Origin of the sequence: Actimicrobium sp. CCC2.4 (genome assembly GCF_034347385.1) — a bacterium.
Lineage (GTDB): Bacteria > Pseudomonadota > Gammaproteobacteria > Burkholderiales > Burkholderiaceae_D > Actimicrobium.
Window position 1 is genome coordinate 3,432,710 of sequence record NZ_CP133777.1, and the last position, 19,690, is coordinate 3,452,399.

Here is a 19,690-nt window from a genome sequence, read left to right on the forward strand (position 1 = left end):
AATGTTCGCCTGTCCATCATTTTTCCTCTGCCGGTGCAACGTCGATCGGGATGATGCGGGCGCGCTTTTTTTCCATGATCAGCGGCGCGCATTTCTCGTCGCTCTCGTGGATCACGACGCAATCAAGACACTGAAAACATTCGTCGTACTGGATCACACCACTGGGCTTGATGGCCTTGTATTCGCAGCTGTGCCGGCAGGTCTGGCACGGCGTGCCGCAGGCCGCGCGACGCGGCAGCCAGTCCAGAATGCGGAAGCGTCCGAGCACCGCCAGCCCGGCCCCGAACGGACACAGATAGCGGCAGAAAAATTTATAGCTGAACATCGACAACAGCAGCAAGCCGACCGCATACGCGACATACGGCCACGAGCGCACGAAGTTGAGCGTGATGGCGGTCTTGAACGGTTCGAATTCGACCAGCTTGTCGGTCAGCGTCGCCGAAAAAAATGCGCTACCGATGATCGCTGCCAGCAGCACGTACTTGAGCAGTTTCAGGCGGCCATCGAGGCCCGGCCGGATCATCAATTGCGGAAATTTCAGCCACTGGCCGAGCTTGCCGGTGAACTCCTGCAGCGCGCCGAACGGACACAGCCACCCGCAAAACGTACCGCGTCCCCACACCACCAGCGACACCAGCACGAAGGCCCACAGGCTCACACTCATCGGGTCGTACAACAGGAACTCCAGACTGCGTCCGGCCATCAGCGATTGCACGACGCTGGTCAGGTTGACGATCGATAGCTGGCCTTGCGCGTACCAGCCGATGAACCCCGCCGTGAAGACCAGAAAGGCACGCCGGAACCAGATAAACCTGCGCTCGTGCGCGACCAGTTTTTTCTGCAGCAGTAGCGCCACTGACAGCACCGCCAGCGCCACGGCTAATATCGCCAGCTCCCACCAGCGCTGCCACCAGATCGCGCGCCAGGTCTTGTTGTCGGGTTCGGCTGCGACATAAAATTCGGCCGGCAGATTGACCGAGAAGCGCAGGTCACGGCTGATTTTTTCGGGATAGAGAATGCCTTTGCTGCGCGTCACATGCAGAAAAAATTCCAGCGGCAGCGACGGATCGAGTCCCGACTGGCTGATCACGCGAAAGATCTTGAAGCCATTTTCCGGCACGCCAGCGACCTCGATATCGAGATCGAGGTCGCGGATTTCGATCGGCAGCGTGCCCTGCTTGAGCGCCAGCCGATCCGGTACCGCACCGCGCGTGAAGTCGTCGCCGACCACGCCGTAGCGTCCGGTCGACACCAGCATGATGGCGTGATCACCCGGTTCCAGCCGGGCCTTCAATTTAGCCCAGCCAGCCTCGCCGAGCAGGTTGCGACCGATCGCCGGCACCGACACGTAACTGGCTTCCATGTCGATGAACGGCGCGTCGGGTTGCGCCAGCGCGATCGGATCCAGCCCCTCGCCGGCGCTGCCGGCGAAGGCCGCTTCGATCTCGCGGTTGCGCATGACGACCGGCTGGATCAGGCCGCGCTGGCGCAGCGTCGCGGGGCTGATCACGGTACCGGCATCGGGCCGGATGCGGGCGATCAGGTCAGGGTCGCGGCCCTCGGCGAAACCGAGTTTTTTGCGCGCAACGTTCAACGCAGCTGACAGCGCGCTCTGGTTCAGGATGCGTACCGACGCGGTCGCCTTCGAGACGCCGTCGATGTAGACATTGGCCGCTTCCTTGTTCGAGCGGCTCATGTTGCCGGTACTGATCTTGATGTTCTGCTTGAGCGAGATGCCCTGGTACTGGCTGACGAACTTGAACAGCGGCGCTTCGCCGAGGCCGTCGAGGAAGACCGGTTCGTGATGCGACAGCACTTTCACGTCGACAAAACTGCCGGCCGGATCGAGCGCGATCAGCAGGTTCATCGGCACGCCGGAAAAGCCGGGGATAGGCGCAAAGTCGATGGACTCGAAGACATACGCAACGAGTTCGGTCGAGGTCATGTTCTTCTTGAAAATCGGCCAGACGGGCAAAGCGGAGTCCTTGTCACCCACAAGGTAAGGAGCCGGAAAGCGGCGCGCGAGTTCGGCCTGCGTCATCGTGCCGGCGCTGGCGGGCAGCGCGATCAACACCCACGGGAGCAGCACTGAGCAGAACAGCAGACGGCGTAATGACAGGATTATTTTTTCCATCGGAGACCGGTAATCAGAAATGAAAAAACGCCGCGTGCTCAGGCACGCAGCGCAAAACTATCAGCAGACGCTTCAAAAGAACAGCGTGCCGCCGCACCAGGCGCCATTGCTGCGTGTGCCCGTGAAGTAGTTGCAACCGGTGCAATGCCCTGCGGTTATTGCACCCTACGGCTTGACGATCTGCACACCATGCTTGGCAAAAATACGCAGCATCTCGCCCGATGCGAACAGGGAATCCATCGCCTCTTTCAACGCACTAGCCAACTCCGGATTGTCCTTCTTGACCGCCAGCCCTGCGGTCCAGCCCTTGCGCGGCAAGCGCTGAAAAGTCACTTCGCGCATCTCGAAACGCGGATCATCGCGCAGCACCGATTCGATTTCGGAGCGGCTGGCCAGTACGCCATCGAGCTCGCCCGCCTTGAGTTTTTCAAGCGCATCGACGCCGGTCGGGAAGATGCGCACATCATCCCGGTAGCGACCGTTTTCTTCACCCAGCAGGACCATCGCCGAGATCGAGATTTTTTCGACGCCGATCTTTTTTCCTGCCATCGATGCGATGCCATTGAACTGCGGCACCGAGGCCACGCTGCGCACCAGCCGGACCGAGTCCGTGTGGTACGGCGCAAAGATCGTCACTTGCGGATTCTGGTTCATCAGTAGCGGGTCGACCGGCACATGCAGCATCACGTCGGCCGGACCATAGCCGAGGTAGTGACCTTTCCAGACCATATTGCGCAAGTCGTCACCGAGATTTTCGCCGGCCGGAAACGGCAGGAAGGACACCTTCAATCCCATCTTCCTGCCGAGCGCTTCGGCCACGTCGACGTCGATGCCACTGAGTGCCTTGCTGCCGCCGGCTTTTTTCGAGTACGGCAGATTGTCGTCATAAACACCGACACTGAGCGACCCCAGCGTGCGGATCTTGTCGAGATCAGCGTGCGCCGGCCAGCTCAGCAGCATGCCGGACCACGCGATAGCAGCCAGTAGCGCAGTACGTCTTTTCAGATAAACCATCATCAAGTGACCTTTCAGATTGAACGGAAAAACGGCCTGACTACTTCGCCGCGGTTACTGCCGGCATCACGCGCAGAGTTTCGAGGTAAGCCTTGATCGACCACATGCCTTCCTGGTTCATGATGCCTTCGAACGGCGGCATGTAGACGGCGCCGTTGCGGGTCTTGCCGTGCCGGATCGAGGTCAGGTAGTAGGCGTCGTTTTCCTTGTAACAGGCTTGCTTTTTCTTTTCATCTTTTTGCGAGACGCAGTCGCGATCAAGCTGACGCAGGTCCGGTGCAATGCCGCCGGAGACTGCTTCGAGGCCATGGCAGCGGGCGCAATTCTGGCCATACGCCGATGAGCCGATACGGATCGCTTCCTTGTCGCCGCGATACGGATTTTCTTCGCGCCAGACTTCACCCAGCGCCTTCAGCGTGGTGGTATCGACGGCTTGCGGTGTCACGTCGCCGTGTGCCAGCGCTGGCAAGCACAGCAAGGCAGATGCAGCGATCAGAAGTTGGGCTGCGATGCGGCCTGTGCGCGTTTTCATGGGGATGTCACCTCGGTGGAATAGATGCCTTCTCTACGCAAAGTACGTGCCATGCGATCACTCGCCGCCCTGTACCGATCAGTGAGAAACCCGCTGTTTCAAATCGGAACAGTGCTACATTAAAGGACAAGCCGGGCTGCAGTCACGCCCACAAAACAGCTGGAGACAACAGATGCAGCCCCTCATCACTACGCGCTCGCAAAGTCATTCCCGTTTCACGTCCACGGGCACCGCAGTTGGCACGATTTCTGCTGAATGCGATATCACCATGATCGAAGAATCCCATCAGCGTTCCGCCAACTACGGCGTCCCGAGAACCGCCTCGCCGGATTACGATCCGCTTGGCCGCGCCGACATGGCCCTCGTGCTAGAACAGAACCGGCTATTGCACAGCCACGCCGCACCCGTGATGGAAACGCTCTACGAGCAAATCATCAACACCCACAACATGGTGATCCTGACCGATGTCACCGGCCTGATCATCCACACGCTGGGCGACGCCGACTTCCTCGAAAAAGCCGATCGTGTCGCCCTGACGCCCGGCGTGGCGTGGTCGGAGCAAAGCAAGGGCACCAATGCGATCGGCACCGCCATCGCCGAAAAAGTGCCGACCAGTATTCACGCCGATCAGCACTACCTCGATGCGAACCGCTTCCTGACCTGTTCAGCCGCCCCGATCTTCGACGTGATGGGTAATGTGGTCGGCGTGCTTGATGTCACCGGCGACCAGCATAATTTTCACAAGCACACGATGGCGCTGGTGCGGATGTCGGCGCAGATGATAGAGAACCAGCTGTTCGCCGCAGCCTTTGAAGAGTCGATCAAACTGAGCTTTCATAGCCGGCCGGAATTCCTTGGCACGCTGATGGAAGGGATTGCCAGCTTCACGCCGGGCGGTCGCTTTTTGTCGGCCAGCCGCAGCGGCCTGTTCCAGCTCGGCTTGCCGATGTCGGCCCTGCAGACGCATACCTTCAGCTCGCTGTTCGGTATGCCGATCTCGGCCCTGATGGATCATTACCGGACCGCGTCACCAGGCCCGCTCCAACTGTGCCTGCACAGCGGCGTGCGGGTGTATGCGAAGTGCGCCGACCTGCGTCTGCCCACCACCAGTTTCCAGCACACGACCAGCAATGCACGCAGTACCGAGGCCGAGCCTGCCGCCGCGCCGCTGAGCAGCCACGAACAAAGCAAGGCGCGTCTGTCCAGCCTGCGCTACCTCAACACCGGCGACGAGCAGGTCGCCGTCGTCATCGACAAACTGAAAAAAGTCATCGGCCGCGATATCTCTATCCTGATCACCGGCGAGACCGGCACCGGCAAAGAATTGCTGGCGCAGGCGATTCACAATGATTCGCCGCGCAAGGCCGGCCCGTTCGTGGCAGTCAATTGCGCCTCGATTCCCGAGACGCTGATCGAGTCCGAACTGTTCGGCTACGAAGACGGCGCCTTCACCGGCGCCCGCAAAAAAGGCAGCATCGGCAAGATCCTGCAAGCCAACGGCGGCTCGCTGTTTCTCGATGAAATCGGCGACATGCCGCTGAACTTGCAGGCGCGGCTGTTGCGCGTACTGCAGGAGCGCATGGTGACGCCGCTGGGCAGCACCAAGTCGATCCCGGTGAACGTGGCGCTGACCTGCGCGACCAATCGCAACTTGCGCGATATGATTGCGCGCAATCTATTTCGTGATGACTTGTACTACCGCTTGAACGGGCTGGTGGTACGCCTGCCGCCGCTGCGCGAACGCACCGACCTTGACGTGGTCATCGACAAGCTGCTGGCCGCTGAAGGCAATGGCGTGCGCTATACGGTTGCGCCAGCCATCATGGCCATGTTCCGCTCGCATGGCTGGCCGGGTAATTTCCGCCAGCTAACCAACCTGATGCGCACCGCCATGGTGATGGCCGGTGACGACCATGAAATCCGCATCGAGCATTTGCCGGACGACTTCCTGGACGATATCGCGACCACCGTCCCGGCGGCCGGCAAGTCCGTCAATCCGACGACCCATGACGATCTGGCCACGCTCGAAGATGTCGAACTGTCGGTGATCCAGCAATCGCTGGCCGCGCATGATGGCAATGTATCTGCCACGGCGCGCGCGCTGGGTGTGTCGCGCAATACGATATATCGCAAGATTCATCCGTAGACGGCAGCACGAATGGCCGCAGAAGACACGGACTGCGACGCCAAGCCAGTCGGTCGATATGACTGCCCGTCCAATACAAAAGGCCAGCGCATCAGAGCGCTGGCCTTTTCTTTCGCGACTACTGCATACCGGGTCACCCGACACCGGTAGGTCGATTACATGCTTACTTCGATGCAACCGCCGTCGATCCCGCCAGCTTGAAGACCCAGACCGATCCGCCTTGCTCAAGGTAGCTGACCTTGGCCGCCACGTCGCCACCCCACAGCGGCACGGCACCACCCCAACCCGAGACTACCGCCACGTATTGCACGCCGCCATCCATCCAGGTGATCGGTGGTGCCACGACGCCGGAGCCGGTCTGGAATTTCCAGAGTTCCTTGCCGGTGCGGGCATCAAGTGCTTTCAGGAAGCCTTCCGGCGTACCGTAAAACACCAGGTCGCCAGCGGTGGTCATCACGCCACCCCACAATGGCGCGACGTTCTTGTTCTCCCAGACGATCTTGCCGGTCTTCGGATCCATCGCGCGCAAGGCACCGATGTAGTCGTCATTGATGGTCCGGATGGCAAAGCCGGCACCCAGGAAGGCCGCGCCTTTTTTGTAGCCGACCGGCTCATTCCAGATTTCCATGGCCCATTCGTTGGCAGGCACATAGAACAGGTTGGTCTTCGGACTGTAGGCCATCGGCATCTGGTTTTTACCGCCGAGGAAAGATGGCGCGGCGTACACGGTCGTGCCTTTCTTGCCGTCCGCCCCTTTGGTCGGATCGCCGGGACGACCTGCTTCGATGTAGTTCGGACGACCGGTTTTCAGGTCGATGCTGGAGGCCCAGGTAATTTTCTTGACGAACGGGAAGGCGTTTTCCAGCTTGCCGCTTTTGGCATCAAGCACGTAGAAAAAGCCGTTGCGGTCAGCCTTGCCGCCCATGCGCTTACCGCCCATGTCGAAGGTGATCAGTTCATTGACGCCGTCGTAGTCCCAGCCATCATGCGGCGTGGTCTGGTAATGCCACTTGATGTCGCCGGTCATGACGTCGAGGGCGACCGTCGAGGAGGAATACAGGTTGTCGCCAGGACGCAGATGGCTGTTCCAGGGCGACGGATTGCCGGTGCCGAAATACGCGAGGCCGGTGGTGGCGTCATAAGTGCCGCCCAGCCAGGTCGCTGCGCCGCCGGTTTTCCAGAGTTCGCCGGGCCAGGTTTTGTTGAGCGTGCCGGAAATCCCGAGTTCGGTTTTCTTGCCATCCTTGTCGTACTTGTAGCCCATGTGACCTTCGACGGTCGGACGCATCCAGATCAGCCTGCCGGTCATCGGGTCGCGTGCTTCGACCCGGCCGACCACGCCGAATTCGCCACCGGAGACGCCAGTCAGCAACATGCCTTTGGCGATCAGCGGCGCGGCGGTGTTCGAATAGCCGGCGGCGTAATCATCGATCTTTTCTTTCCAGACGAGGTTGCCGGTGGCTTGATCCAGCGCGACCAGCTGGGCATCGAGGGTACTGAAAATGACGAGGTTACCGAACAGCGCAGCGCCGCGGTTGACCACGTCGCAACAAGGCATGATGCCTTCCGGCAGACGGTGCTCGTACTTCCAGATCTTCGCGCCGGTCTTCACGTCCAGCGCGTAAATACGCGAGTACGAACCGGTGACGAACATACGGCCGTCGTGGACCACCGGTTGCGATTCCTGGCCGCGCTGCTTCTCGCCGCCAAATGAAAACGACCATGCCGGTACCAGGCCGCTAATGGTTTTAGTGTTGAGCTGGGTCAGCGTCGAATAGCGCTGACCCTGCGTGCCCATGCCGTAAGACAGCACGTCGTTGCCTGATTTTTCATCATTGGCAATCATCGCGTCCGTCACGTCGACGGCATGCGCCGGCAACGCGCCGGCTAGCGCGCTCACAATCAGTGTCCCCAACAATTTTTTGTACATAGTCCCCTCCGGTTGAATGAAATGCGCTTCAGGCTGTGATCGGTCTGGGCCGGGCAATGCAGTCCTGATGCTCTATAGGCAATCGGCGTGCCATCGGTATCCGGCCGTTTCGAGCGGTAAAACCGTCCGTCTGGTACACCGTTGTTGCGTCAAAAAAGTTCACTGTCACAAAACACCACAGCACAACGGCAGTTATTACGGGCGCGCCAGCACTATCGTTTCGAGCGCCAGGTTTTCGGCATCGGTGAACAGGCGCGAGCGGGTCAGGAAGCGCTTGCCGGTGCCGTTATCGAGCGAGAACATGCCGCCCATGCCGGCCACCACGTCGATGATTAGCTGGGTGTGTTTCCAGTAGACGAACTGGTCGTGGCCCATGAAAAATGGCGTGCCATCGAGGCTGCCGAGATAGACATCGTCGTCACTGACCTGGAACTCGCCTTGCGCGTAGCACAGCGGCGAGCTGCCGTCGCAGCAACCGCCGGACTGGAAGAACATCAACTTGCCGTATTTTTGCTGCAGCGTGGCCAGGAAGGCGTGGGCGCTGTCGGTGGCAATCACGCGCGGGACTGAATCGGTAGTCATCATTTCTTCCTTGAAAAAAGGTCGGGGGGATGAGCGCGTGGGACCCATGACGCATCCATCCTACCGACTGGTAGGGTGCAATAACCGTAGGGCATTGCACCGAATGCACTGTCTGCGGTAGCTGATTCTGTCTGTGCTCCGCCACGACCAAGCCGGGGGCGGCCCGGCAGCCGGTCCCTTCTTTTTGCTTCGCCAAAAAGAAGTCACCAAGAAAAAGGCGACCGCGAGACTGCTGCCCTTCGGGTTCCCAAAAACGGTAGCCAGTCAGGGGGAGGGCCGCAAACTCGCTTCGCTCAAACAGTGCGGCAATCTGATCCCCTGCCTGACTCCGGCTTTTGGCAGCTGCCTCAATGCGGGGCACTTCAAAAGCCACGTCAACGTCAACGTCAACGTCAACGTCAACGTCAACGTCAACTTCAACTTCAACTTCAAAACCAGCTTCGTCGCGTGAGCACGGCTGTGCCCACACGTGCCTGCAACAACGGGGTTGTTAGAAAAACCCCATCGCGTTCGGGCTATAACTCACCAGCAGATTCTTGGTCTGCTGATAATGCTCGAGCATCATCTTGTGATTTTCGCGGCCGATACCGGATTGCTTGTAGCCACCGAACGCGGCATGGGCCGGATACAGGTGATAGCAGTTGGTCCAGACGCGACCGGCCTGAATGCCACGCCCGACCCGGAATGCACGCGACCCGTCGCGGGTCCACAAGCCCGAACCAAGACCATACAAGGTGTCGTTGGCGATCTCGAGCGCTTCGTCTTCGTCCTTGAAAGTCGTCACCGACACCACCGGCCCGAAGATCTCTTCCTGGAAAATACGCATCTTGTTATTGCCCTGAAAGATAGTCGGCTGGACGTAGTACCCGCCGGCCAGATCGCCTTCGAGCATCTTGCGTTCGCCGCCGATGAGGCACTTGGCGCCTTCCTGTTTGCCGATGTCCAGATAGGACAGGATTTTTTCGAGCTGCTCATGCGAGGCCTGCGCACCGATCTGCGTCGACATCTCGAACGGGTTGCCTTGCTTGATGGCGGCGACGCGTTTGACGGCGCGCTCGATGAAGCGCTCGTAGATCGATTCCTGGATCAGCACGCGCGACGGGCAGGTGCAGACTTCCCCCTGGTTCAGCGCAAACATCGCAAAGCCTTCGAGGCACTTGTCAAAGAAGGCATCGTCCTGGTCCATCACGTCGGCAAAGAAAATGTTCGGCGATTTGCCGCCTAGTTCCAGCGTCACCGGGATGATGTTCTGTGCGGCGTATTGCATGATCAGGCGACCGGTACCGGTTTCGCCGGTGAAGGCGATCTTGGCGATGCGCTTGTTCGAGGCCAGCGGTTTGCCGGCTTCGAGGCCGAAACCGTTGACGATGTTGAGCACGCCCGGTGGCAGCAAATCCTTGATCAGGTCAACCCAGACCATGATCGACGCCGGCGTCTGTTCGGCCGGTTTCAGGACGATGCAGTTACCGGCAGCCAGTGCCGGCGCCATTTTCCAGACCGCCATCAGGATAGGAAAATTCCACGGAATGATCTGGCCGACCACGCCCAGCGGCTCATGAAAATGATAGGCGTAGGTTTCGGCATCGATCTGCGAGACGCTGCCTTCCTGGGCGCGGATGCAACCGGCGAAGTAGCGGAAATGATCGATCGCCAGCGGGATATCAGCCAGCGTGGTTTCGCGGATCGGCTTGCCGTTATCGATGGTTTCGGCCAGCGCCAGCAAGCCCAGATTGGCTTCCATGCGATCGGCGATTTTGTTGAGGATATTGGAGCGATCGGCCAGCGATGTTTTGCCCCATGCCGTCTTGGCAGCATGCGCGGCGTCGAGGGCGAGTTCGATGTCTTCGGCCGTGGAACGGGCGATTTCGCAAAATGCCTTGCCGACGATCGGACTGACATTCTCGAAATATTCGCCTTTGACCGGCGGGACAAATTTGCCGCCGATGAAGTTGTCGTAGCGGGCTGCGAAAGGATTTTTTACGCCGAGCTTGCTGAAGTCTGCCATGTCCATTTTCCTGCTCCTCGTTGTGATGATGATGTCTCTGGTTGTTTGTCCGGGTGCCTGGTGCACGCATCACAATGAGCAATCGGCATGCCAACAGGTCCGTACCCGTGGCACGCCATGACAACGGTGCCTTGTGTTTTTTTTTCGAACAGGTCAGCACGCGAGGTGTTCCAAATTGGCTCAGTCAGTCTGGAACACCTGCCTTGCGCCCGGTCGCTGCAATGGCATGCCGATTGCTCACCGTCCGGGCCGCTACTGAAAATTCGGTGATACCCTCGCACTCCAGACGCAGGGACTTCGATCCCGATGATGCGCAATCAGAGACGAAGGAAACCCGCCACGATGCCCGACCATGTCACCCGCTCCGCCCGTTACAATCGCACCGCCGTCACGCTGCACTGGCTCATTGCCGCACTGCTGCTCGGCCAGTTCCTGTTCGGCTGGTACCTCGGCGACGTGCCGCGCAACACACCCGAACGGGGCATCTTCATCAACCTGCACAAGAGCACCGGCATCCTGATTGGCCTGCTGATCCTGCTACGTATTGTCTGGCGCCTGACCCATACACCGCCGGCGCTGCCGGACGCGACACCACGCTGGCAGCGCCACGCCGCGCGCATCAGCCATGGCGTGCTGTATGCCTGCATGCTGCTGATGCCGCTGTCGGGCTATATCGCCTCGAACTTTAGCAAGCATGGCGTGAAGCTGTTCAACATGGTCCGGCTCGCGCCATGGGGCAGCGATGACAAAGTGATCTACGCCTTCTTCAACCAGACCCACAAACTCACTGCGCTCGTGCTGGCGGCCTTCGTCGTTCTGCATATCCTCGCGGTCATCAAGCATCAGCTGATCGACCGCGATAACCTGATTTCGCGGATGTGGCCACGCGCCTCCCGTTAATTTTTTCTGATTGGAATGCCATGTTGATTCGTCGCTTGCTCGCCATCGCTTCTCTTGCTGCTGCGGTCGCCGCCACCCTCCCCGCTGCCGTCATCGCCGCGCCGTTTGCGTATGTGCCCAATGAAGGATCGGGCACGGTCTCGGTGATCGATACCGCGACCGATCTGGTCGTCGCCGACATCCCGGCCGGCAAGAAGCCGCGCGGCATCGCCGCCGGTACCGACGGCCACTGGCTGTATGTCAGCGACCAGCCCAACAACAGCCTGCAACTGATCGATCTGCGCGCGCGCAAACCGGCCGGCACCGTCGACCTCGGTGAATCGCCGGAAGGCGTGTCGATCTCGGCGGATGGCCGCTGGGTGGTCGCGGCCGTCGAAGAGAAAAATGCGATTGCGGTCACTGATACGCGCACCAACAAGCTGGCCTTTTCGATCCAGGTCAAGGGCAAGAATCCCGAGCATGCGGTGTTCAGCCCGGACGGCAAACTGATCTTCGTCAGTGCCGAAGAAGGTGACGCCGTCGACGTGATCGACTTCGCCACGCGCAAGGAAGTCACGCAGATTGCGGTCGGCGCACGCCCGCGCGGCATCGGCTTTTTGCCCGATAGCAGCCGCGCCTATGTCGCCACCGAAAACAGCAATGAAGTCTTCGTCATCGATGCGCGCACCTTCAAGATCATCACCAAGGTCAAGGCCGGCCTGCGTGCCAATGGCATCACCGTGCATCCGGATGGCAGCCGCGTCTACATCTCCAATGGCGGGGACGCCAGCGTATCGGTACTCGATACCGCCACCAATACCGTCATCGCCACCGTGCCGGTCGGCCAGCGCCCGTGGAACATGGCGATCACGCCTGATGGCAAAAAACTGTATGTCGCCAATGGCCGCTCGGGCACCGTCTCGGTGATCGATACGGTGGCCAATACCAAATTGCGTGATGTCGCTACCGGCAAATTGCCATGGGGCGTGGTGATCCGCTGAGCCTGACCACCGGCCCGGCTATGCCGTATTTTTTTCTTTTTAATTGAACCTGAATCTGCCATGACGAATCGCTCCAAGCTGTGTAATTCCTTTCTGTTTGACCGCCGCACAATCGCCGCCCTTGCCGGTACGCTGGCCATGCCTTTTGTGCTGGCACAATCGGTCACGCCGGTCGAAGCTGTCGTGGTCAGTGCCAGCCGTTCGGCACAGACCCGTTTCGATGCGCCGGCTGCCATCGACGTGATCCAGGTCGATCCGTTTACCACCATGTCGCCGCTGGTGAACCTGTCCGAACTGCTGGGATCGGTGCCCGGCCTGCAAGTGCGCGAGCGGCAGAATTTTGCCCAGGACTTGCAGATTTCGGTACGCGGTTTTGGTACCCGTTCGACCTTCGGCGTGCGCGGTGTGCGCATCCTGGTCGATGGCATTCCGGCGACAATGCCGGACGGCCAGGGCCAGGCGGCCACAGCCAATCTGGCCGCTGCGTCGCGCATCGAAGTCTTGCGCGGACCGATGGCGCAGCTGTACGGCAATGCTGCCGGCGGCGTGGTCCAGATCTTCACCAAAAATCCGCCACGCGGCGCTGAACCGATGACCGGCTCGGTCACTGCCGGCGTCGGCGCGGATGGCCAGCGCCAGCTCGGCGCGGCGATCGCCGGTGGCAATGACGTCATCGGCGGCACCTTCGATGTGTCGACCTATTCGACCGATGGCTATCGCGATCACAGTGCGGCGGAGCGCACGCAATTTTCCGGCAAGGTGGTCGTGCGACCGTCGGCGGCCACCACCATCACCGGGCTGGTCGGTTACTTCAACCAGCCGGAATCGCAGGATCCGCTTGGCCTCACGCGCGCGGCCTTCGAACAGAATCCGCGCCAGGTCATCCCCGGCGCGCTGTTGTTCGACACCCGCAAGACCATCGAACAACAACAGGTCGGCGTCGTCGTCGAACACAAACTGGGCGGGAACGACACGCTCAATGCGCGCGTCTATTCGGGCACGCGGCAGGTGTTCCAGACGCTGTCGTTCAAGGGCGATGGCGCGACCCAGTCCGGCGGCGTGATCGACCTCGACCGCAACTATGCCGGCCTCGGCCTGAACTGGAATCACACAATGAAGGTCAATGACCTGCCACTGAGCTGGACGCTGGGTGTCGAAGCCGACAACCTGCGCGAACTGCGACGCGGCTTCGTCAACAACAACGGCACACCGGGTGCCTTGAAACGCGATGAAAAGGATACCGCCCGCAACCTGGATTTCTTTGGCCAGCTGGACTGGACTTTTTCGCCGCAATGGCGTGCCACGGCAGGCGTGCGCGCGAGCCGGGTGCGACTTGGTGTCGATGACCATTTTGGCGCGGATGACAGCGGCAAGGTCGAGTTCAACAAGACCAGCCCGGTCGCCGGTCTGGTCTGGAGTGTCGCCGACAACATCAACCTGTACGCCAATCTGGGCAAGGGTTTCGAAACCCCGACGCTGGCCGAATCGGCCTACAGCACCGGCGGTGCCGGCCCGAACCTGAGCTTGCGCCCGTCGACCAGCACGCAAGTTGAACTCGGCGCCAAGATCAAGAGCGGCCGGCATGCGATTGATCTGGCGGTATTCGATGCCCGCAGCAACGATGAAATCGTGCCGACCCAGACCAGCAATGGCCGTTCGATTTTCCAGAACGTCGATGGCGTACAGCGTCGCGGTATCGAGTCCTCGTGGCAGGCCCGCTGGGACAACAAGCTGACGACGCGCGTGGCCTACACTTGGCTCGATGCCAGTTTCCGCAAGGCGTACAGCACCAGTCCGGACACCCGCATCGCTGCCGGCAATCGCCTGCCGGGTGCACCGGAACATAGCCTATACACCGAAGCGGCCTACCAGTGGAACGACGCCGTCAGTGCTGCGGTCGAGATGCGTGCCGAATCGAAGGTCTATGTCAACGATGTCAACAGCGCTGCCGCACCCGGCTATGCGGTGCTCAATGCGCGCACCGGTTACGCCTTCAAGGCCGGCGCCGCCAAGCTGTTCCTGTTCGGGCGCATCGACAACCTGCTCGACAAGCAATACGCCGGCTCGGTGATTGTCAATGACAGCAATGGTCGGTTCTATGAAGCAGCGGCGGGACGACGCTTGTTCGTTGGCTTGCGGGTGGCGTTGTAAGAATTGGGTAATGCGGTGCCGGATAGGCCTTAAGTACAAACAAGTTGCGGATCCGTCTGCACAAATGAAAAGAGCGCCAGGCGCTCTTTTTTTATGCCATCTGCGACTGCAGATAGTTCGGCAAACCAATTTTATCAATCAGGTCGATCTGCGTTTCGAGCCAGTCGAGATGCTCTTCGGTATCGTCCAGGATGGTCTGGAAAATGGTGCGCGAAACGAAGTCGCCAGCGGCTTCGCTGATGACGATGCCTTCCTTGACGGTTTTCTGCGAAATCACTTCGAGATCAAAATCGCACTTCAGCATTTCGGGCGTGTCCTCGCCAATCATCAGCTTGTGCAAAGCCTGCAAATTCGGCAAACCATCGAGCATCAGGATCCGGTCGATCAGCAGGTCGGCATGCTTCATTTCCCCGATCGATTCTTCGTATTCTTTCTTGGCGATTTTTTCGAAACCCCAGTGGCGGTACATGCGGGAATGCAGGAAGTACTGGTTAATCGCGGTCAGCTCATTGGTCAGTTGCGCATTGAGCATGCGGATAACGTTGGCGTCACCTTTCATGGTGGTCCTTGGGTGGATTGATCGTGCTCGCAGGATAGCGTAGATAGTTGGTTCAAGGGTCTATCCACATGCGCAATAAATTGTGATAACAGCCCGTCAGCTGCACGACCTCCTGCGGATCGGGCTGGCCGGCGGGAACTGCGCTGCGCAGCGACAGGATGGCCATGTCGAGATCGAACAGCAACTGGCGGCGAGCATCTTCGCGCACCATGCTTTCGATCCAGAAAAAACAGGCCAGCCGCGTGCCACGCGTCACCGGCATGACCTGGTGCCGGCTTGATGCCGGATACAGGATCAGGTCGCCGGCGGCGAGCTTAACCTCCTGCGTGCCGAAACTGCCTTCGATGACCAGTTCGCCGCCGTCATAGGTGGCCGGATCCGACAGGAACAGCGTGGCCGACAGGTCGGTGCGGACCCAGCTGCCGGTGACCACCGAGGTGCGCACCGCGTTGTCGATGTGGCTGCCGAAGGCATTGGCCGATCCGTCATACCGGTTGAACAGCGGCGGATAGGTTTTCTTGGGCAACGCACCGGTCATGAACAGCGCACTTTTGCCGAGCGCCTCGATGACGATGGCGCGCGCGGCGCGCGATGCCACGTCGTCTTCCGGCAGTTGCCGGTTGTTCTTGACGCGGGCCGATTGCGAGCCGGCGGTCAGCTTGCCGTCGGCCCAGTCGGCACGATCAATCAGTTTGCGACAGCTTGCCAGCGCCTCCGGAGAGAGCAATTCAGGTATGCGCAACAGCATGGGCGGCTTTCGTCAGAACTTGGTGGACATCGACAACTGGAAAGTGCGGCTGGTGCCGGGTACGGCGTGACCGGCGTACACGCCCTCGTAATAATCCCTGTCCAGCAGGTTGAAGATGTTGAGCTTGAGCGCGACCTTGTCGAGCTGGTATTCGAGCAAGCCATCCCAGCGCGCATAGGCCGGCGCGGCATTGAGGTTGGTGGCGTTGCCGTAGCGCTTGCCGACTGCCTCGACCCCGCCGCCGATTTTCCAGTGACTGTCCAGCTTGTAGGTACTCCAGACATTGGCGGTGTATTTCGGCGTGTTGACCGGGGCCTTGCCGAGCGTATTGGCTTGGTCGCCGGTGGCTGCGTCGATACGGGCATTCATCAGCGCGAGACCGCCGAAGATATCCCAACGCGAGGTGATCTTGCCGGCGGTTTCGAACTCGATACCGTCGGTATGGCGCTTGCCCGACAACAGGTTCTGGGTCAGATTGGTTTCGGCCAGGTCGGTGTTGCGCTCGTTGGTTTTTTCGGAGCGAAACAGCGCGGTACGCAGCATCAGGTTGCCCTCCAGCAGATCCCACTTGGCACCGATTTCAAGGTTGCGGCTTTTTTCCGGTGGCGTGTTGGTGGTGCGGTCATCGAGCGCATACAACTCGCCCGACGGATTGAACGAAGTGCCATACGAGGCATAGTACGAGGCCGTTTCGGAGGGCTGGAAAATCAGTCCGGTGCGATAACTCCAGACATTGTCATTGCGCTCGAGCGGCCCGCCGGTGGCGCGGGCGTAGTCGGCGCTGAAGCTGTCATGGCGCGCGCCGCCGATGACTTTCCACTGCGCATTGAGTGACATCGTGTCCTGCGCATATACGCCGACGGTGCGGGCACTGTAGCTGACCGGATTGATGCGGTTACGCACGCCGTAGCCGGCCGGCAGCACCGGATACGGATCCGGATTGCCGACCGTGGTGGAAGGATTACCGGGTGTCGTGGCGACATTCCAGCGATTGGCATCTTCCTGCACCAGCTCGACACCGGTCAGCAAGGCGTGTTTAAAACCAAGTGCATTGACCGTCGTGGTGAAGTCGGTCTGGCTGGTCAGTGTGTGCTCGACGCCGCCGCGACGCTGGGCCTGACGATTGATGACCGTGTCCGGATTGATGCTGGTGGTACCACGCGTCAGCCTGGGCGCGATGGCCCACAGGTCGCGCTCGTAATCAGCCTTGCGCAGGATGGAGCGCAGTTCGGTGTCCTTGTCGAAGCGGTGGAGCCAGCTGGCTGTCAGGACATTGGTTTCTTCTTTCTGACTATCCTCGCCGGGCAGACCGTAGAAGGTATTCACCGGCACATTGAGCGGTTTGCCCTCGAAGTACGGCACGCCGAAGTCGGGCACGCTGTCGCCTTTCAAGTAGTAGTACGACAGATTGAATTCATTGCGGGTGCCGATGCCCCAGCTGACCGAGGGCGCAATGCCGAGTCGATCATTGCCGACGCCATTGCGGAAGCTGTTGGTGTCGGTCTTCATCACATTGAGTCTGACTGCGGCGTTCTCGCCGATGACCTTGTTGAGGTCGAGCGTGCCGCGCTTGTAGTCATCGCTACCGACGGTGACGCTGGCTTCGTTGGTGTCGAACAGGAACGGCTTCTTGCTGACCTGGTTGACGACACCGCCGGTCGAGCCACGGCCGAACAGCATCGAGGCTGATCCGCGCAAGACGTCGACCTGCTCGATGTTAAAAATCTCGCGGTTGTACTGGGCGATGTCGCGCATGCCATCGAGGTACAGGTCGCCGACCAGCGAGTAACCGCGCAACGTGACGTTGTCGCCAATGCGGCCGCCCTCGCCGGCATTGAAGGTCAGGCCGGCGACATTGCGCAATGCCTCCTTGAGCGTATCGGCGCTGCGGTCCTCGATCAGTTTTCTGGTCACCACGGTGACCGCTTGCGGGATATCGCGCAACGGTTGCGCCGTCTTGCCGACGCGGGACTTGAGGCCCTGATAGCCGGTCTCTTCACGGCTGGCATTGACGTCGATGGTGGGCAGGGCTTCCTGAGCTTGAACATTGCCAAACGAGAAGGCGGCAAGCATCGCGCCCAGCGGCAGCAGGCGGGGGGAATGGGACATGTGTTTCTCCGGAAAATAAACGTGGTCTGCAGCAGGCTGCAGGAGTTGGCTGGCTATCCGGACAAACAGGAATGGCTTGCTGTGAATGGGAAATTATTTGACCAGCGGCTCGGTCACGAAACCGATCTTGCTCAGGCCACCGGCTTGCGCCGCCGCCATCACTTGCGCGACTTTTTCATATCGGGTAGTACGTTCGGCACGCAGATGCAGCTCGGGTTGCGGCTGTGCTTGCGCAGCCGTAGCGATGCGCGCTTGTAATTGGCGATCATCGATGACTTCGGCATTCCAGTACACCTGGCCGGCTGCATCGATCGCCAGGTTGATGCTCTCCGGCCTGGCGACATCGGGCTGGCTGCTGGCGCGCGGCAAATCGATTTTCACGCTGTGGTTCATCACCGGTATCGTCATGATAAAAATCACCAGCAGCACCAGCATCACGTCGACCAGCGGCGTGGTGTTGATCTCGGGATTAAAGTCATCGTCCTGGTCGGACAGCGAGCCCATGGCCATCAGGCACTCCTGGCCAGTGCCAGTCCGGCCGCCGGCGTATCCTGTCCCGAACGGGCACCGGTGACAAACCACGCATGCAGATCGAAGCCGAACTTATTGAGTTGCGCCAGCGTCGATTTGTTGCCGCGCACCAGTGCGTTGTAGCCGAAGGTGGCCGGAATTGCCACCGCCAGCCCGAGCGCCGTCATGATCAGCGATTCGCCCACCGGTCCGGCGACCTTTTCGATGCCAGCCTGGCCACTGGTGCCAATGGCAACCAGCGCATGGTAAATCCCCCAGACTGTCCCGAACAGACCCACGAAGGGCGCGGTCGATCCGACCGAGGCAAGTACCGCCATACCCTGCTGCAAACGGCCGGCAGCGTCATCAATCCCCTGCCGCAGTGACATCGTGACCCAGTCGGATTTTGATAGCTGGTCATGCAGATGACCTTGATGTGTCGCGTGATGCGCCATCGCAGCACTACCCGCTTGCGCCAGTTCGGCAAACGGATTGTCGCGACCGAGCCGTGCGACGCCCTGCTCCATCGAACTGGCGTCCCAGAACTGCAAGCCAACCAGTGCAGCCGAGCGACGCAGTCGCAGCAGTTGCACCCCGCGCGTGATGATCACAAACCATGAGGCCACCGACATCGCCATCAGCAGCAATGCCACGCCCTTGATGACAATATCTCCCTGTTGCCACAGGCTTTCCAGTCCGTACGGGCTGACTTCCATGATGTGTCCTTTTATTGAATTGAAAAATTGATCGAGACCAGCGCATACACCGCGACGGCAATGCCGTCTTCGAGGTGCGGCTGGAAGCGCGCTTTCAGCACCGACTGGCGGGCCGATTCGTCGAGCCGGTCGTAGCCGGACGAACTGCGTAGCTCGACCTGTTCGGCGCGCCCCTGCTGGTTAACCAGCACACGTAAAGTGACCTTGCCTTCTTCGGCAGCACGTCTGGCAAGCGGCGGATAGACCGGTTGCGGCGCTTCCAGGTATTGCACGCCGGAGACGGTTTTCGGCGGAGCCGGAGTGACTGCTTGCGCGACGACGGCCGGTGCCGGACTCGATGACATGTGCGGCACGGACGGCACAACGACCGGTGCACTGGTTTCTTGCGACGCGGGAGCCGGTGCGGCTGTCCTGACTTGCATCGCCGGTGGCGAAGGCGACGGGGTTTTTACTGAGGGGACAATTTTCGGAACCGGTGTCCTGACTGGCTCGGCTGCCGCTGCAGGCCTTGGCACGGGCGCTGGCGCAATCAGGCTGGCGATCAGTTCGCGTGGTGCGGCCAGTGCCACTGTCTGCGGCGAGCGACTTTGCAGCACAAACAAAAATCCGCCATGTGCCAGCAGAATAAGTAGCAGCAATCCGCTACGGTGCCACCGGATCAGCGATAACTGCAA

Annotated in this window: 17 protein-coding genes; 5 read left to right on the forward strand and 12 right to left on the reverse strand. The window is 60.2% G+C overall.

All coding sequences use genetic code 11. The features are described from left to right. Window positions 1-16 precede the first annotated feature (16 nt). The 3 genes from RHM62_RS15790 to pedF all read right to left on the reverse strand — a co-directional run bounded on the left by RHM62_RS15790 (window position 17) and on the right by pedF (window position 3,680). Complete coding sequence (locus RHM62_RS15790) at window positions 17-2,134, reverse strand: 4Fe-4S binding protein (protein ID WP_322123009.1); 2,118 nt, start codon at window positions 2,132-2,134, stop codon at window positions 17-19. A gap of 165 nt (window positions 2,135-2,299) precedes the next feature. Continuing rightward, window positions 2,300-3,151, reverse strand: a complete 852-nt coding sequence (locus RHM62_RS15795) for a transporter substrate-binding domain-containing protein (protein ID WP_322123010.1) — start codon at window positions 3,149-3,151, stop codon at window positions 2,300-2,302. Window positions 3,152-3,188: 37 nt separating this feature from the next. Next, window positions 3,189-3,680, reverse strand: a complete 492-nt coding sequence (gene pedF, locus RHM62_RS15800) for a cytochrome c-550 PedF (RefSeq protein ID WP_322123011.1) — start codon at window positions 3,678-3,680, stop codon at window positions 3,189-3,191. Between the two features lie 268 nt (window positions 3,681-3,948). On the opposite strand from pedF, the gene RHM62_RS15805 reads away from it, so the two are divergent. Further along, complete coding sequence (locus RHM62_RS15805; protein ID WP_322125428.1) at window positions 3,949-5,826, forward strand: sigma-54-dependent Fis family transcriptional regulator; 1,878 nt, start codon at window positions 3,949-3,951, stop codon at window positions 5,824-5,826. A 163-nt stretch (window positions 5,827-5,989) separates the two neighbouring features. Here RHM62_RS15805 and RHM62_RS15810 read toward each other — a convergent pair whose 3' ends face one another. Together RHM62_RS15810 and RHM62_RS15815 are read right to left on the reverse strand one after the other, a co-directional pair. Further along, the gene (locus RHM62_RS15810) at window positions 5,990-7,756 is read right to left on the reverse strand and encodes a PQQ-dependent methanol/ethanol family dehydrogenase (protein WP_322123012.1); all 1,767 of its coding nucleotides are present in this window, start codon (window positions 7,754-7,756) and stop codon (window positions 5,990-5,992) included. A 195-nt stretch (window positions 7,757-7,951) separates the two neighbouring features. Further along, complete coding sequence (locus tag RHM62_RS15815) at window positions 7,952-8,338, reverse strand: DUF779 domain-containing protein (protein WP_322125429.1); 387 nt, start codon at window positions 8,336-8,338, stop codon at window positions 7,952-7,954. Window positions 8,339-8,471: 133 nt separating this feature from the next. On the opposite strand from RHM62_RS15815, the gene RHM62_RS15820 reads away from it, so the two are divergent. Beyond that, window positions 8,472-8,789 (forward strand): hypothetical protein, encoded by a 318-nt coding sequence (locus RHM62_RS15820; protein WP_322123013.1) that lies wholly within the window; start codon window positions 8,472-8,474, stop codon window positions 8,787-8,789. Window positions 8,790-8,828: 39 nt separating this feature from the next. On the opposite strand, the gene adh is transcribed toward RHM62_RS15820, so the two are convergent. After that, window positions 8,829-10,349, reverse strand: a complete 1,521-nt coding sequence (gene adh / locus RHM62_RS15825) for an aldehyde dehydrogenase (protein ID WP_322123014.1) — start codon at window positions 10,347-10,349, stop codon at window positions 8,829-8,831. A 336-nt stretch (window positions 10,350-10,685) separates the two neighbouring features. On the opposite strand from adh, the gene RHM62_RS15830 reads away from it, so the two are divergent. The 3 genes from RHM62_RS15830 to RHM62_RS15840 are packed head-to-tail and all read left to right on the forward strand — an operon-like array spanning window position 10,686 to window position 14,374. Beyond that, window positions 10,686-11,243 (forward strand): cytochrome b, encoded by a 558-nt coding sequence (locus RHM62_RS15830; protein ID WP_322123015.1) that lies wholly within the window; start codon window positions 10,686-10,688, stop codon window positions 11,241-11,243. 20 nt (window positions 11,244-11,263) lie between these two features. Then, entirely contained in the window at window positions 11,264-12,223 is a 960-nt protein-coding gene (locus RHM62_RS15835) for a beta-propeller fold lactonase family protein (protein WP_322123016.1), read from the forward strand. A gap of 60 nt (window positions 12,224-12,283) precedes the next feature. Continuing rightward, entirely contained in the window at window positions 12,284-14,374 is a 2,091-nt protein-coding gene (locus tag RHM62_RS15840; protein ID WP_322123017.1) for a TonB-dependent receptor, read from the forward strand. Window positions 14,375-14,465: 91 nt separating this feature from the next. Here RHM62_RS15840 and bfr read toward each other — a convergent pair whose 3' ends face one another. From bfr to RHM62_RS15870, 6 genes are all read right to left on the reverse strand, one after another. Continuing rightward, window positions 14,466-14,933, reverse strand: coding sequence for a bacterioferritin (bfr, locus tag RHM62_RS15845; protein WP_322123018.1), 468 nt, complete (start codon window positions 14,931-14,933; stop codon window positions 14,466-14,468). 52 nt (window positions 14,934-14,985) lie between these two features. Next, window positions 14,986-15,681 carry a Fe2+-dependent dioxygenase gene (locus tag RHM62_RS15850; protein ID WP_322123019.1) on the reverse strand — a complete coding sequence of 232 codons (696 nt, stop codon included), beginning with the start codon at window positions 15,679-15,681 and terminating at the stop codon, window positions 14,986-14,988. Window positions 15,682-15,693: 12 nt separating this feature from the next. Next, window positions 15,694-17,790 carry a TonB-dependent siderophore receptor gene (locus RHM62_RS15855; protein WP_322123020.1) on the reverse strand — a complete coding sequence of 699 codons (2,097 nt, stop codon included), beginning with the start codon at window positions 17,788-17,790 and terminating at the stop codon, window positions 15,694-15,696. A gap of 93 nt (window positions 17,791-17,883) precedes the next feature. Further along, window positions 17,884-18,300, reverse strand: a complete 417-nt coding sequence (locus tag RHM62_RS15860) for a biopolymer transporter ExbD (protein WP_322123021.1) — start codon at window positions 18,298-18,300, stop codon at window positions 17,884-17,886. Further along, entirely contained in the window at window positions 18,300-19,016 is a 717-nt protein-coding gene (locus RHM62_RS15865) for a MotA/TolQ/ExbB proton channel family protein (protein ID WP_322123022.1), read from the reverse strand. Before RHM62_RS15865 ends, RHM62_RS15860 begins: the two co-directional genes overlap by 1 nt. Window positions 19,017-19,027: 11 nt before the next feature. After that, window positions 19,028-19,654, reverse strand: coding sequence for a TonB family protein (locus tag RHM62_RS15870; protein ID WP_322123023.1), 627 nt, complete (start codon window positions 19,652-19,654; stop codon window positions 19,028-19,030). Window positions 19,655-19,690: the final 36 nt, after the last annotated feature.